This is a genomic window from Acidovorax sp. LjRoot117 (genome assembly GCF_964252695.1).
GTDB lineage: Bacteria > Pseudomonadota > Gammaproteobacteria > Burkholderiales > Burkholderiaceae_C > Acidovorax.
Window position 1 is genome coordinate 60979 of sequence record NZ_CAXUPO020000006.1, and the last position, 13276, is coordinate 74254.

Annotated in this window: 12 protein-coding genes; 6 read left to right on the forward strand and 6 right to left on the reverse strand. The window is 69.9% G+C overall.

Annotation, left to right across the window (positions count from 1 at the left end; translation table 11 throughout):
- Positions 1–145 precede the first annotated feature (145 nt).
- Genes ACSQ3D_RS16820 through sctV form a run of 3 tightly spaced genes read left to right on the forward strand, consistent with a single transcriptional unit; the run spans position 146 to position 3132 of the window.
- Positions 146–574: a hypothetical protein gene (locus ACSQ3D_RS16820; protein ID WP_056416783.1), complete on the forward strand. Its 429-nt coding sequence runs from the start codon at positions 146–148 to the stop codon at positions 572–574.
- An 8-nt stretch (positions 575–582) separates the two neighbouring features.
- Positions 583–999 (forward strand): CDC27 family protein, encoded by a 417-nt coding sequence (locus tag ACSQ3D_RS16825; protein WP_396507235.1) that lies wholly within the window; start codon positions 583–585, stop codon positions 997–999.
- Between the two features lie 12 nt (positions 1000–1011).
- Complete coding sequence (gene sctV, locus ACSQ3D_RS16830; RefSeq protein ID WP_396507237.1) at positions 1012–3132, forward strand: type III secretion system export apparatus subunit SctV; 2121 nt, start codon at positions 1012–1014, stop codon at positions 3130–3132.
- Positions 3133–3236: 104 nt separating this feature from the next.
- Here the strand turns inward: sctV and ACSQ3D_RS16835 are convergent, their stop codons facing one another.
- Positions 3237–3569 carry an STAS domain-containing protein gene (locus ACSQ3D_RS16835; protein WP_056416786.1) on the reverse strand — a complete coding sequence of 111 codons (333 nt, stop codon included), beginning with the start codon at positions 3567–3569 and terminating at the stop codon, positions 3237–3239.
- A gap of 146 nt (positions 3570–3715) precedes the next feature.
- Between ACSQ3D_RS16835 and ACSQ3D_RS16840 the strand changes: the two genes are divergently transcribed.
- The 3 genes from ACSQ3D_RS16840 (at position 3716) to ACSQ3D_RS16850 (ending at position 5829) form a co-directional block, all read left to right on the forward strand.
- Positions 3716–5269 (forward strand): hypothetical protein, encoded by a 1554-nt coding sequence (locus ACSQ3D_RS16840; RefSeq protein WP_436127654.1) that lies wholly within the window; start codon positions 3716–3718, stop codon positions 5267–5269.
- The gene (locus tag ACSQ3D_RS16845; protein WP_436127655.1) at positions 5266–5520 is read left to right on the forward strand and encodes a hypothetical protein; all 255 of its coding nucleotides are present in this window, start codon (positions 5266–5268) and stop codon (positions 5518–5520) included. The genes ACSQ3D_RS16840 and ACSQ3D_RS16845 overlap by 4 nt, the downstream gene beginning before the upstream one ends.
- Positions 5521–5589: 69 nt before the next feature.
- Positions 5590–5829, forward strand: coding sequence for an EscF/YscF/HrpA family type III secretion system needle major subunit (locus ACSQ3D_RS16850; protein WP_056416793.1), 240 nt, complete (start codon positions 5590–5592; stop codon positions 5827–5829).
- Between the two features lie 125 nt (positions 5830–5954).
- Here ACSQ3D_RS16850 and ACSQ3D_RS16855 read toward each other — a convergent pair whose 3' ends face one another.
- From ACSQ3D_RS16855 to ACSQ3D_RS16875, 5 genes are all read right to left on the reverse strand, one after another.
- Positions 5955–6437: a type III secretion system chaperone gene (locus ACSQ3D_RS16855; protein ID WP_436127656.1), complete on the reverse strand. Its 483-nt coding sequence runs from the start codon at positions 6435–6437 to the stop codon at positions 5955–5957.
- Positions 6438–6506: 69 nt separating this feature from the next.
- Complete coding sequence (locus tag ACSQ3D_RS16860) at positions 6507–7103, reverse strand: hypothetical protein (protein WP_436127657.1); 597 nt, start codon at positions 7101–7103, stop codon at positions 6507–6509.
- 94 nt (positions 7104–7197) lie between these two features.
- On the reverse strand, positions 7198–9312 hold the full coding sequence (locus tag ACSQ3D_RS16865) for a hypothetical protein (RefSeq protein WP_436127658.1): 2115 nt from the start codon (positions 9310–9312) through the stop codon (positions 7198–7200).
- 160 nt (positions 9313–9472) lie between these two features.
- Complete coding sequence (locus ACSQ3D_RS16870; RefSeq protein ID WP_436127659.1) at positions 9473–10555, reverse strand: ABC transporter substrate-binding protein; 1083 nt, start codon at positions 10553–10555, stop codon at positions 9473–9475.
- A gap of 27 nt (positions 10556–10582) precedes the next feature.
- Positions 10583–13273 (reverse strand): MFS transporter, encoded by a 2691-nt coding sequence (locus ACSQ3D_RS16875; RefSeq protein WP_396507246.1) that lies wholly within the window; start codon positions 13271–13273, stop codon positions 10583–10585.
- Positions 13274–13276 lie beyond the last annotated feature (3 nt).

Sequence of the window (13276 nt, forward strand, 5' to 3'; positions counted from 1 at the left end):
TCCGATGCCGCGGGCGGCTGGGGGGCGGTGCCGCGGCGCACCGGCACAACTAAACTGCGCGCGCGATGGAACTTCCCCGTGCGCGCGGTTACTGAAACACGCAAGGCTGCGCCCGCACCCTGCGAATCTTCTGGGAGCATGCTGTATGACGGATATGAGAATCAGCGGTCTGGTGTTTGACCGGGGCATCGACAGCATCACCTACGCCCAGCAGGATGCGCAGACCATGCTGCCCGAACGCGGGGAGTCCGCACCGCCCGACGTGGGTTCAAGGGCCCAGCTGTCGGCTTTGCTGGACAAGCCGTCCATCGACGACTTCCTCGACACGGCCACCCGCCCGCAGATCGCGAACCGGGACCTGCTCGTGCCCACGCGCTTTCGCGAGGCCCTGGACAACGCCCTGCAGCAGTTGCGCGATGCGGCGGCCCAGTGGCAGGCGCCGGGCGGCGCGGGCTCGGCCCCCGGCTCGGACGACGAGCTGCGCGTGCTCAACCGCGCCACCCGCCTGCTGAGCGAAGAGGTGGGACTGCGCGACCTGGTGCAGATGTACCGCAGCGCTCTCTACCAGGGCTGATGGCGCACATGGCATCTGACGCAGCAGCACCCGCAACCGCGGCGGCGAGCGCCGAGCAACCCGGCGCAACCCCGGCGGCCAGTATCGAGCTGATGGACCTGCTGGCCTTCGTGTACCTGCAAAACGGCCTGCCCGACAAGGCCGCCGTGCTGCTGGCCGCTCGCAACCTCCTGGCGCCCGAGGATCCCCGGGCGCTGCTGTCGCTGGCGCTGGCCCAGGTGCGCTCGGCCAAGCCGCAGCGCGCCCTGAACACCCTGGAGCAGCTGGCGCTGCTGGGCGCCATGGATGCTTCCTTTCACCTGGTGCGTGCGCAAGCCCTGCATGCGCTGGACCGCCGCGACGAAGCGGCGGCCGCGATGCGTGCCTTCGTCGCACAGCGCAACGCTGCCGAGCCCACCCCGGAGACCGCGTCCACCGGGCGCTGATTGCATTCCACCATGTCCCAGACTGCTTCGTTCTCTCCGTTCGCCCGCCTGCAGCGCTTCGTCCAGATACTCACCAGCCGCAACGACCTGATCCTGGCGTTCTTCCTGGTGGCGGTGATCTTCATGATGATCCTGCCCCTGCCGACCTGGCTGGTGGACGCGCTCATCGGCATCAACATGACGATCTCGGCCATCTTGCTGATGGTGGCCATGTACCTGCCCTCGCCGCTGGCGTTCTCGTCGTTTCCGTCGGTGCTGCTGGTGACCACGCTGTTTCGCCTGGGCATCTCGATCGCCACCACCCGCCTGATCCTGCTGCAGGGCGACGCGGGCCACATCATCTTCACGTTCGGCAACTTCGTGGTGGGCGGCAACCTGGTGGTCGGCCTGGTGGTGTTCCTGATCCTGACCATCGTGCAGTTCGTGGTGATCACCAAGGGCGCGGAGCGCGTGGCCGAAGTGGCGGCGCGCTTCTCGCTCGACGCCATGCCCGGCAAGCAGATGTCCATCGACGGCGACATGCGCGCGGGCACCATCGACATGGACGAGGCCAAGCGTCGCCGCAACATCGTCGAGAAGGAAAGCCAGCTCTACGGCGCCATGGACGGCGCGATGAAGTTCGTCAAGGGCGACGCCATCGCCGGTCTGATCATCGTGGCGGTGAACCTGCTGGGCGGCATCGTCATCGGCACCACGCAGCGCGGCATGACCGCGGCGGACGCGATGAAGACCTACTCCGTGCTGACCATCGGCGACGGCCTGATCGCACAGATCCCGGCGCTGTTCATCGCCATCTGCGCGGGCATGATCGTGACGCGCGTGCAGACGGGCGATGGCCCCTCCAACGTCGGCAAGGACATCGGCCAGCAGGTGCTGGCGCAGCCCCGCGCGCTGCTGATCGCTGCGGCCGTGGCGCTGGGCATGGGGCTGATCCCCGGCATGCCGCTGCCGGTGTTCCTGATCCTGGCGGTGGTCATCGGCACCATCGGCTTCACCATTTTGCGCGGCACCCGGCGCGTGGTGGACGAAAAAACCGGCGAGGTCACCGAGGTGCCCGCCATGCAGCCCGCGGGCGAGGCGCGCACCAAGCCCAAGGCATCGGACGGCAGCGACGAGTTCGCGCCCACGGTGCCCCTGCTGATGGACGTGGCCGCGGGCCTGCAGACCAGCTTCGATGCCGGCGTGCTCAACGACGAACTGCTCAAGATCCGCCGTGCGCTGTATTTCGACCTGGGCGTGCCGTTCCCGGGCATCCAGCTGCGCTTCAACGAATCCCTGCCGCCCGAGAGCTACAACATCCTGCTGTCCGAAGTGCCGGTATCGCAGGGCCGCCTGCGCCCCGGCTACCTGCTGGTGCGCGAGAGCCTGAGCAACCTCGATGCGCTGCAGATTGCCTACGAGGAAGACCGCAAGTTCCTGCCCCACATCCCGACCCTGTGGGTGGGTGACCACCTGCGCGAGCCGCTGTCGCGCGCGGGCATTCCGTTCATGGACCCCAGCCAGGTGCTGACGTACCACCTGGCCTTCGTGCTCAAGAAGTACTCGGCCGACTTCATCGGCATCCAGGAAACCCGCTTTTTGCTCAGCGCAATGGAGGGCCGCTTCCCCGACCTGGTCAAGGAGTCCACCCGGGTGCTGCCGATCCAGAAGATTGCCGAAATCCTGCAGCGGCTGGTGTCCGAGGACATTTCCGTGCGCAACCTGCGCGCCATCCTGGAGTCGCTGATCGAATGGGGCCAGAAGGAAAAGGACTCGGTCCTGCTGACCGAGTACGTGCGCTCCACGCTCAAGCGGCACATCAGCTACAAGTACTCCAGCGGGCAGAACATCCTGCCGGCCTACCTGCTGGCGCCCAGCATCGAGGACACCGTGCGCGGCGCGGTGCGCCAGACCTCGGCGGGCAGCTACCTGTCGCTGGACCCGGCGGTGAGCAAGCGGCTGGTGGAGAACATCAAGAAGGCGGTGGGCGACATCGGCGGCAATGCGCAGCGCCCCGTGCTGCTCACCTCCATGGACATCCGGCGCTACATGCGCAAGATGATCGAGCAGGACCTGTACGACCTGCCCGTGCTGTCCTACCAGGAGCTGACCCAGGAGATCAACATCCAGCCGCTCGCGAGGATCGACCTGTGAGCGGAAGCCGACCCTGGAGCGATGCTCCTGAATTCATAGCTGCTACCGCTTGTCCAGCAAGCGGCAGGGCCCATTTTTGCTTCAAGTTCAACGCCCCGTCGGCGTTACACTTTGGCGATGCCCTCGTCCAGCGTGTCGGTCACGGCGAACAGGGTCAGGAAGCCGCTCATGTCGAACACCTCGCGCACCATGTCGCGCAGGCCCACGAGCACCAGCTTGCCCTTGCTGGTGCGCAGCTTCTTGCCCGCCAGCAGCACCACGCGCAGGCCGGCGGAGCTGATGTATTCCAGCGCCGAGAGGTCGAACACCAGGCGCTGGATGCCTGCGTCGAGTTGCTCGGTCACCACGCGTTCGAGCTCCGGCGAGCTGCTGCTGTCCAGACGGCCACGGGGACGCAGGATGAGGATGTCATTGCGGCGTTCCTGTTCGAGATTCATGGACGCAGTCCTTCGGGGGTGAGGGGTGGAGTGGGGGAGAAAACCGGAAAGGGCGCATTGTATGGGCCGCCCCGCCAACCCGCGCGGATTAATTGCCCGGCGCCTGCACGCCGTGCGGCGCGGGTGTCCGCCGCAGGGGGCGCACGATGAGCGCCGCGGCGGAACTGCGCATCCTGACCGGCCGGCACGCCGGCGCGCGCGCCCCCTTGGCGGGCGGCGAGCGCATGGGGGCGGACGACGGTTGCGACCTCATCCTGACCGACCTGGACCTGCCCTCCGACATGGGGGCCTGGGTACAGATTGCCATGGGACGCTGGTGGGTTCGCTCGTCGCCGCCCGAGGCGCAGGCACCGGCCGATGCCCCGCCGGCAGACCCCGCTTCCTCCTGGGTGTCCGAGCAGCCCTGGGGCGCGGTGGCCTACCTGGGGCAGGTGGCGATCACGGTCAGCGCGGCGGACGCTGCCTGGCAGGCCGTGCCGCACGGCCATGTGGAAGCTGCTGGTGCGGCTGCAACCGCTGACAAAACCGCCGCAGATACCACTTTGACGGCAGCCAGCGCCGGCTCGCCAACGCAGGCCTGCGGAACCGGCGACCCGGTGCTGGCCGTCATTCCACAGAACGACGCGGCCGATCCACAACACGGCCACAACCCGGCATCGGAGCCGGGAGGGCGTGCCGTGGACGCCACGGTGCGCACCGGTGCTGGCGTGGCCGCGGGCAGCGCGCCGGCCAAGGCGCGCCGCCGGTGGCAGCCGGCGTTGATCATCGGCCTGGCGCTGGCGGCATTGCTGCTGTCGGTGTTCTGGTCGTTGCTCAAGGGCCAGGGAGCCCAGCGTGCGGCCGAGGGCGCCCAGGCCTCCGAGGCCAATGCGGCGGCGGCCGGCGCCGAGCGCCAGCAGCGCCTGCTGCGGGACATCCAGCTGGCCATTGCCCGTGTGGACCCCGGCCTGCGCCTGCGCATCGAGGCGCTGCCCACGGGCGGCGCCCGGGTCAGCGGCTGGGTGGCAGACATCGCGCAGCTCGACCGTCTGGCCGAAGGGCTTGCCGGCATCCGCCCCGCGCCCGCGCTGGCGGTGCGCACGGCGTCCGATCTGATGGACGACCTGGTCGAAGCGGGCGGGCCGGACGCACAGGCCCTGCGGTTCGAGTTGCTGGGCGAAGGCCGCGTGCGCGCGCATGGCCTGGTCATGGCGCCGGCCGAGCGCGACAGGGTGCTGGCCCTGGTGCGTGCCCGCGTGCCCCCGGGCATCGAGATCGTGGACGGCCTGCGCGTGGCCTCCGCCCAGGGCGGCACGGTGCAGGAATGGCTGCGCACCGCAGGCTTTGCAGGGGCCGAGGCACGCTGGGATGGCGAGCAGATGGTGATCGGCCTGGACATCGGCGGCCAGGAGCGCGCAAGGCTCGAGTCCCTGCTGGCGCGGGCGGCCACGCCGCTCTCCGGCATACCCTTCGTGCTGCGCACCCGCGAGGTCGGACGTGCACCAGCCGTGGCCGCGGTGCCGGCGGTGCCCGCACACGCCAGCAAAGCGCCGCTGCCTTTCAGCATCCGCAGCGTGGTGGGCGGCGCGGTGCCTTACATCGTTCTGGGCGACGGCTCCAAGTTGCAACCCGGCGGTCGGCGTGCGGGTTGGCGCCTGGTGGCGGTGGAGTCCGACCGCATCGTGTTCGACGGACCGCGCTCCCTGGTGGTCCTGCGGTGAAGCTGCTGCTGCCCGATGCGCCCGCGGTCGCGCCCGACGAGCCGCTCAGCGAGCTGGAAGCCCGGCTGCGCGGCCCCGACGCAGACGCGGCCCGCCAGGATGCGCTGGCCCGCATCGCCGTGCTGGAGCATCGCATGCGCGCTGCGCTGGCCGAAGGCGTACCCCCGGCGGACTATCCCGCGCTGGCAGCAGTGCTGGACGCTTGCCAAGCGGCGCGTGAAGTGCTGACAATGGCGGTGCGCGCGCCCTGACAGGGCCACGCCGGCACCGTTATGCCTTTTTTCATCGTGTTCACCCTTTCTTGAATCAGGAGCTTTTCCATGCTGACGACCGGCGGTATCACCTTCAACTCCATCAACAACTCCATCTCGCAAGTCACCTCGCGCCGTGAAGCCGACCTGCAGAACACCATCAACAGCCTGGGCGACAGCCCCAGCACCGGTGAGCTGCTCGGCCTGCAACAGCAGGTGCAGCAGTGGACGATGTTCACGCAGATCCAGAGCACCATCGTCAAGGAAGTGTCCGAGGCGATGAAGGGCGTGATCCAGAAGGCTGCCTGACCGCGCACGCAGGGACACCGCCTTCAGGGCGCTGCCCCCGTGCTTCATTCAGGGCGCTGCCACTGCGTCAATGAATGCGCAGGGGCCGGGGCGACGGGCCCCGGGACGATTGCAGTTTCAGGGCTTCACGCCCGCTGGTGGAAGAAGGCCATCCCACCCTGAGCTTCCGCAGCCAACGACTGCGCCGCCGTGCCCTGCGGCTCTGTGCCCAGGAAGGTGGACCAATCCTGCGCATGGTCCACAAAGCGTTCCACGGCCTGCACAAACTCGGCAGGTGCGCCCGGCACCCGCTCATCGAAACGCTGCGTCAGCAGCACCGACGCCGGTTCGTTTTCATCCAGCGACAGCGTGGCGCCGCCGGTGCCCCGCCAGAACCGGTTGGCGCGCAGCATGGCGGCCATCACTTCCTCGCGGCGTGCGGAGGGCACGGCGCCCAGCACCGCAAAGCAGGTGAGTGCATGGGCTGCGGCGTCGTGCTGCAGGTGCACGGCGATCTGGTCGAACGCCAGGGTGCAAGCGCCCTGTGCATCGAGTTCGACCGGGAAAAGGCCTGCGGCTTGCCGCAAGGCATCGAACAGCGCACTGCGCGTTGCGGCGGTATCGGTCATGGCAATCTCTCGCTTTCTTGTCTTCAAGGGTGGTTTCGGTCGCCGGGTGGCGGGAGCGGCACGGCGTTGCTACAGCGCACGCACCGACACGAGTGCCGACAGGTAGGCATCGCGGTCGGCGGCCAGGTCGTCCAGCGACGCTGCGCGGCCGGGGTGGGTCCAGCCCCAGCGCTGCGGCTGGCTGCTGAAGGCATCGTCCACCAGCACCAGCGTGCGCCCCTCCGGCCAGCGGCCGTTGGCGCGGGCTGCGGCGGCACGCTCCTGCAGCAGGCGTGCCAGCGTGAATGCGCCTTCTACCGCCATGGCAGGCGTAGCGCCGGCCGTGCCTTCGCCGTCCCCCACGGGTGACCAGTCGCGCTGCATGAACAGCGCCACGTCCGGGCCTGCGCTGTAGCAGCGCAGCCGGGCATGCAGCCCGTTGCCGATGATGCCCAGCACCGCGTCACCGCGCACACTGCCGCCGCGCGCGGCCCAGGCCTGGAAGGCTTGCTCGGGGTCGAGGTCGGCCCACTGCGCAGCCACGCCGCTGGCGAACAGGTGCGGGGCCAGGGGCTCCATCGCCGGGAGTACGGCCTGTGCGAGCGGTGGCGTCGGCAGGCCGGCGCGGGCCAGCCAGCCAGAGGCCGCGGTGCTGGGGCGGGAGAGAAGACCGGAGAGCTTGTCCATGGTGCGTCCGAGGTGTAGGTAGTCCGGGTGGAATGTCGCGTGGCTGCTGGGTGCCAAGACCGCGGTGTCTGGGTGTCGGGGTGCCGGATGTGCGTCAGCGAACGCTGCGCGGGTCCAGCAGCGGTTGCTGGCGACTTGTGCGGACCTCGGCCAGGATGGACGATTCGCGCGCGACGTAGCTGACGTTGGAGATCTGTTCTTCCAGCGCCTGGATCTGCCGGTTGACCGCGGGGGTGCGCGGCTGCTGGCTGCGCAGCGTTTCGAGCTGGGTCAGGGCATCGGTGGTACCCATGCCCAGCAGGCTGCCAACGCGCTCGGAACCCCAATCTTCGGTGCGCTCGGCGACCTGGCCCTTGGCCTGCAGGTCGCGCACGTGCGTCTGAATGGCGCCGAGCCGGCTCTGCGCGGCCGCTTGCTCCCCGGGGGTGAAGCCCGGCCCCATCAGTTCGAGCATCTTGTCGGGCGTCATGGCCAGCAGCGCGGTGGCGGTCTTGGTGCTGACCACCTGGGGCAGCACGCAGCCCTTGAACGGCGGCGATTCGCCCGTGCGCGTGCGCATCGCCGCGGGGTTCACATCGTTGGGGTCGGTCAGCTGGTCGCCGAAGGCGATGTCGTTGTCGATGCCGATCACGCCGGTGACGCGGCCATCCGCGCCCTGCTGCACGATGTAGTTGTGGCCGTGGCGGTCCACCTGGCCGCACAGCGCATCGAGCCACTGCAAATCGGTGGTTTTCTCGCGCAGCACCGGGTCGGAGAAGTCGAACGCCACGAAGGCATCCTTCTCCTGCACCGTGATCTCGCCGTCCATGTTTTCCACTTCCATGGAGTTGATCAGCTGGAGGCCCCCTTCCACCAGCTTGCCGCCCACAAAGCCTTTTTCCCGTGCGTAGGCCGTGGCCAACTCGGGGCTCGCGCTCAGCTCGGCGCGCTTCTCGGGCGACAGCGTCACGACCACGTCACCCGACTTCAGGGGCGACAACCCTGGCGCGAAGGACATCACCAGTCCCATCCGCTGCTGGCCGTCCACCTCGTGCACGCCGATTTCGGCTTTGGGTGTGACGCCCATGCCCAGGTGCTGGTCCAGGCGGTGCACCGCCACGTTGCGCTGCTCCATCACGGGCCGATCGGTGTTGATGCCGGACGCCGAGACCGCATCGGGCTGCTCGCCCCCCGGCACGGAGGGCTTGAACACGCCGGTGAAACGCGTGCCGTCGCCCAGCTGGTAGTGGCCCTTGAACACCGTGTTGACCGCGCCGCTGCCCAGCTTCGTCAACCCACCGCCGGCTTCGGGGCTCCTGTCGAGGGTCTTGTCGTTGAAGGCCAGGCCCGCCGTCTCGGGGCGGATCGGCACACCGGTCTGCGCGTACTGCTGCGCCAGGCCCTCGGGCATCTTGAGCTTGATGGCCTGCACCAGCGACTCACCGTCGAGCGGCAGGCTGAACAGCCTCTCGACGCCCGCCTGCAGTTCGGCGGGGTTCATGCCGATGGCGCGCAGCGCGGTGGTCACGGCGTGGATGTCCTGCAGCGACAGCGGGGGCTTGTGCTGCGAGAACGCGCGCGCATCGGCAACGCTCAGGCCCTCGGGCATGCCTTCCCTGCCGATCTGATCGCGCAGCCCGTCAAGCTGCGCGCGCTGGGCCTGCACCTGGCCCTTGAGCTGGGCGATGTCGTCCCGGTGGCTGCGGCGCGAATTGCCTTGCGCATAGGCGTCGCAGGAGCGTTCGAGCTCGCCCAGCTCCTGCGACAGCTTGTGGATCTGCCCCTCGGCATAGGCCTTGCGGGATTCCGGGGTGGTCGGCGGTGCGGGCGGGCGGTCGTTGCCGGCAGCCTTGTGGAAGGACTCGAGCTTGTTCAGCACGTCCTTGTGGCCCGTGGATCGGTGCATCACCGTAATGCCGAACAGCTTCCAGTCGCGCTTGGGCTCGCCCACGGTGTCGCGCAGCGCAGTGGGCGTGGCCAGGGCCTCGCGGCGCAGCGCTGCGGGCGCCTGGGGCGCGGTGGAGACGGTGCGCTCCTGCAGAGGCCGTCCGCTCGTGGGTTGGGGCGTGGCGCGCAGCGCTTCGCCCAGTGCTGCGTGGGGCGGGGTGGCCAGGGCGGTCACGGTGTGGCCGCCGAGCTTTCCCTGTACCTCGCCGCTGCCTGTCGGTGCGGTGCCGGAGGTCCAGGTCGGAGCCGTCGTGGTGCCGGTCTGGATCGGGGAAAAGGACATGGCGGTTGCTCCTGGCGGTGCGGGGGATGGGGTGGGCGGCATCAGGGCCACGGGACTGCCGCCCGCGCCGAGGCGCGGGCGTTGCAAGGACTTGGTAACCCCGTCGTGCAAGAGGTTCCATCGCGCCTGGCCCAGGGCTGCGATGGATGGCGTTGCGCGCCTACTTCGCCGCTGCCTGCGTTTCCACGTTGATGACTTCCGCCACGTTGAGCAGCAGCATGGGCGGGTACAGGCCCAGGGCGTGCACCGTGCGCATGTTGATGAGCAGCGAGAAGCGCTGCAGCGTCGAGGCCGGAATGTCCTGGGTGCGTTTTTTCTCGACCAGGATCTGGCGCGCCATGGACCCGGCGTAGCGGCCGATGTTGGCGCCGTTCGAGAACAGCCCGAACATGCAGCCCGACTGCCGCACGATGCTCTCGGTGGCGCAGAAGGTCGGCAGCTTGTTCTCCAGTGCTGCGGTGGTGACGGCGTCGCGGTGCGTGAACGCCAGGAAGGTGATGGGGCCCACGTAAAGCAGGTCGGCACCGCGCTCCGCCAGGCTCTTGACCTGCGCGGCGATCTGCCCCGGGTCCGGCGCGCCGGTGGGCAGCAGGGGCAGGGCGGCCTCGACGACTTCGAAGTTCTGCGTCTTGGCCAGGTCCTTGAGCCGGTCGCGGATGAGCGCCGAATTGGGCTCCACCGGGTTGTGCAGGTAGCCCAGCTTGGCAAACGGCCGGTAGGCGCGGATCGCGTTGAGCTGCACCGGCAGGGGCGCCACGTGGCTCACGCCCGTCACATTGCGCGCGGGATGCTCCAGCGCGGGGAGCAAGCCGGCGCCTACCGGATCGGTCACTTCCGTGAAGACGATCGGGATGTCGCGGATCGGGTTGCCGGCGTTGGGCTGGTCGTGGCGGCCCGCCAGCGCCAGGGACGTGGGCGTGCCCCACACGTAGATCAGGTCCGGGTTGGCTGCGCGCACCCGGCTGCGCAGGTCGGCGATGTCGTCGGCCTTGCCCGAGTAGCGGATGTTGACGTAGCGCACCGGCACGTCCTGGCGCTGCAGGTAGCTGGTGAACCCGGCCTCGATGTTCTGCTCGTCGCGCGGCAGCACCATGGCCACGGTGTAGCGTGCGGTGGCCGCAGCCACGGCCGCTGCCGCACCGCTGGACGGCGTGGCGGGAGCGGGCTGCTGGGCGTGCGCAGCGGCTGCGCAGAGGATCGATGCGGCCGCCAGGGCCCGGAGTGCGGTGTAAATACGGGGCATGAATGTCTCCTGTGCTCAGGGCGGGCGTTACGCTGCCGCGCCGGCGCGCGGTACGCGCAGGCCGGCCAGCAGTCCCAGGGTGGCAACGGTCAGCAAGATGCCGACCGCGACGACCGCCCCGGCAAAACCGAAGGCCGTGACCGCAATGGCCGTCACAAAAGGGGCGACGATGCTGCCGGCCCGCTCGATGAGGCGGAACGCCGCCAGCGCCTGCTCGGGCGTGGCCGTGGCCTGGCCGTCGGGCTGGTGTTCGAACACCTCGGTGGTCAATGCGATCTGCGGCGACGACTGGAACGCCTGACCGAAGCCCAGCAAGGCGCAGCAGGCCGCCATCCCCCAGACACCGCCGAGCGCCGGCAGCGACAGGCAGGCCAGTACGCTCAGCACGCCGCCGAGCACGATGAAGGGCTTGCGCTGCCCGAGCAGGTCGGACCAGTGCGCCACCAGCGTGGCCGTGGACGCAAAGCACAGAAAGTACAGCAGCAGCACACGGCCCGCCACCGCAGGCTGCTGCTGCAGCTCGCTCATGTACAGCGGCACCACCACCGACAACACGGTCACGGCCACCAGGCGGCCGGGCAGGGCGGAGCCCAGGATCACGCACACCGCGCGGGGCTCGCGCAGCACGGCCCAGTAGCCGCGCCAGCCGCCCGTGGTGGCCAGTCCCCTCTGTGCGGCCTGCGCGCCCATCGTGGCGCGGTCGAGCGACAGGCGCATCGCGGCCACCAGGGCGGCGGCCATGCATAGCGCGCAGGTCACGAAGCCCGCCACATCGCCGGCACGCGCCGCGATCATTCCGCCGAACGGGGGGCCCACGATGCCGGCCGCCACGATGGCGGCGGCCACTTCGGCGAGCCCGCGCGCGCGCTGCTTGGGCGGCGTGATGCGCACGATGGCGGTCTGCACCAGGATCAGCGCCAGCCCGTAGGCCGCGCCGCCCGTGGCGCGCAGCGCAATGAGCGTCCAGGCGTCCTTGGCCCAGGACGTGGCGGCCAGCGCGAACATGCCGACCAGGGCCGAGAGCATCAGGCTCCAGCGCAGGTCAAAGCGCTTGGCCAGCGCCGGGCCCAGGGGCTGCGCCAGCGCCAGCGTGGTCATGAACGCGGCGACGGGCAGGCCGGCCACCATGGTGGGCGACAGGGCCATGTCGAAGGGACGCACTTCGCTGGCGAACACCGTGAAGAACGGGCGCAGAAGCTCCTCGGACAGCGCGACCAGAAAGACCGTGAGGCGCAGCAGCGTCAGTTGCGAGGCGACGGCGGCGGGCACCACCGTGGCCTCGGTGCGCTCGCCCTGCGGTTGGCCGGCGGCCTCCAGCAACTGTGCGCGGCACTCCGCCGCGTCCCGGTCGTGGGCCTCGGCCGCGTCGCGCGCCACCGCGTGCCGGCGCTGCCAGCGGCGTTGCACGCGCTGCCAGCCGCGGGCCTGGGCATAGGCAGCCAGCGGGTACAGCAGCGACTTGCGCCACAGGCCGCGCGACAGCTCGCGCACCAGCACCGCGGCGATCACCAGGGCCAGCACCAGGTCGAGCAGCATGCCGCCCAGTTGGCGGTTCACGTAGTCGGCCGGATAGCCCACCACGACCTGGCCGCCGTCCTGCGTGACCTTCACGAGGCGCTGGGAAAAATCCGTTTCGCTCTCGCGCTGCTGGGTGGCGGGCACATCGCCGCCCCAGGTGGTGTGGGTGGCGGCAGCCTCGCCCTGGCGCAGGGCCAGGTAGCTCAGCTCGGGCGCTTCGGCCAGCTGCTTCTTGAAGAGTTCATCCATGCCGTTCAGGCTGCTCCAGGGCACGCCCGCCGCGAGCGCGCGCGCCACCTGGCCGGACAGGGTGCGGCCCACGGCGTCCGCGTTGGCCTGGATCTGTTCGGTGACGAAGGGGCGCGCCGCTTCGCGTGCGATCCACACCATGGTGGACGGTGCCGCCACGCCCGCCAGCAGCAGCGCGAGCCACAGCCCCTTGCCATAGCCGTGGGTGCGGGGGGCGGCTGAACGGTCCGCACGGTCCGCGCCTGCGGCGCGGTTGCCCTCGGGGCGGCGGCGCTGCAACGACTCGATCACGCGGGTGCCCCAGCGTATCAGCGCCCACCAGGTCAGGAACAGCGTGCCGGCGATCAGGGGCAGCGCCTTGAGCACCATGCTGGTAGCCGCTTCGTGCGCCTGTGCCCGGGCGATGGCCGGGTCCACGGCCGCCCAGATGGTGGCAGCGGGGGCGCCGGTCGAGTCGAACATCGCCGTGCCCACGAACACGCCACGCCCGGTGGTGCGCACGCTGGGCGGGTGATCTGGCCCGCCGCTGCGCAGCGGCGCGTTCCAGCGCCCGTCGACGGCGGTGCGCCATGCCTCGTCGCCGGCCTGGGCCACCGGATCGCCGCGGTCCGTGTCCACGAAGACTGCGCGCAGCGCCTTGTCTTCGGACTGCATGCGCTGCAGCCGATCCACCAGCGATGTCTGGTCGGCCACGGCCACGCCGAACTGCATGCCGCGCTCGGCCTCGTCCGCCACCTGCTGCAAAAGCCGCACCACGCGGTCCTGCGACAGCTGCGTGAGCAACTGCTCGGTACGCCAGGCGATGAGCACCAGCGAGAGCCCGAACAGCGCCAGCGAGAAGATCGCCGCGAACACCAGCGACTCGCGGCGAAGGCGCGGGCGCAGCGCCGTGAGGTCGATGGACGCGGCGGTGCCGTGCGCGGCGGCTTCGGTGGTGGTGCTGTCACTCATGAG

What these genes read in the sequence shown, in the direction of transcription:
- ACSQ3D_RS16870 (WP_436127659.1), bottom strand. Translation starts at nt 10,555, where the DNA reads ATGCCCCGTATTTACACCGCACTCCGGGCCCTGGCGGCCGCATCGATC.
- ACSQ3D_RS16855 (WP_436127656.1), bottom strand. Translation starts at nt 6,437, where the DNA reads ATGACCGATACCGCCGCAACGCGCAGTGCGCTGTTCGATGCCTTGCGG.
- ACSQ3D_RS16865 (WP_436127658.1), bottom strand. Translation starts at nt 9,312, where the DNA reads ATGTCCTTTTCCCCGATCCAGACCGGCACCACGACGGCTCCGACCTGG.
- ACSQ3D_RS16820 (WP_056416783.1), top strand. Translation starts at nt 146, where the DNA reads ATGACGGATATGAGAATCAGCGGTCTGGTGTTTGACCGGGGCATCGAC.
- ACSQ3D_RS16840 (WP_436127654.1), top strand. Translation starts at nt 3,716, where the DNA reads ATGAGCGCCGCGGCGGAACTGCGCATCCTGACCGGCCGGCACGCCGGC.
- ACSQ3D_RS16835 (WP_056416786.1), bottom strand. Translation starts at nt 3,569, where the DNA reads ATGAATCTCGAACAGGAACGCCGCAATGACATCCTCATCCTGCGTCCC.
- ACSQ3D_RS16850 (WP_056416793.1), top strand. Translation starts at nt 5,590, where the DNA reads ATGCTGACGACCGGCGGTATCACCTTCAACTCCATCAACAACTCCATC.
- ACSQ3D_RS16825 (WP_396507235.1), top strand. Translation starts at nt 583, where the DNA reads ATGGCATCTGACGCAGCAGCACCCGCAACCGCGGCGGCGAGCGCCGAG.
- ACSQ3D_RS16875 (WP_396507246.1), bottom strand. Translation starts at nt 13,273, where the DNA reads ATGAGTGACAGCACCACCACCGAAGCCGCCGCGCACGGCACCGCCGCG.
- ACSQ3D_RS16860 (WP_436127657.1), bottom strand. Translation starts at nt 7,103, where the DNA reads ATGGACAAGCTCTCCGGTCTTCTCTCCCGCCCCAGCACCGCGGCCTCT.
- sctV (WP_396507237.1), top strand. Translation starts at nt 1,012, where the DNA reads ATGTCCCAGACTGCTTCGTTCTCTCCGTTCGCCCGCCTGCAGCGCTTC.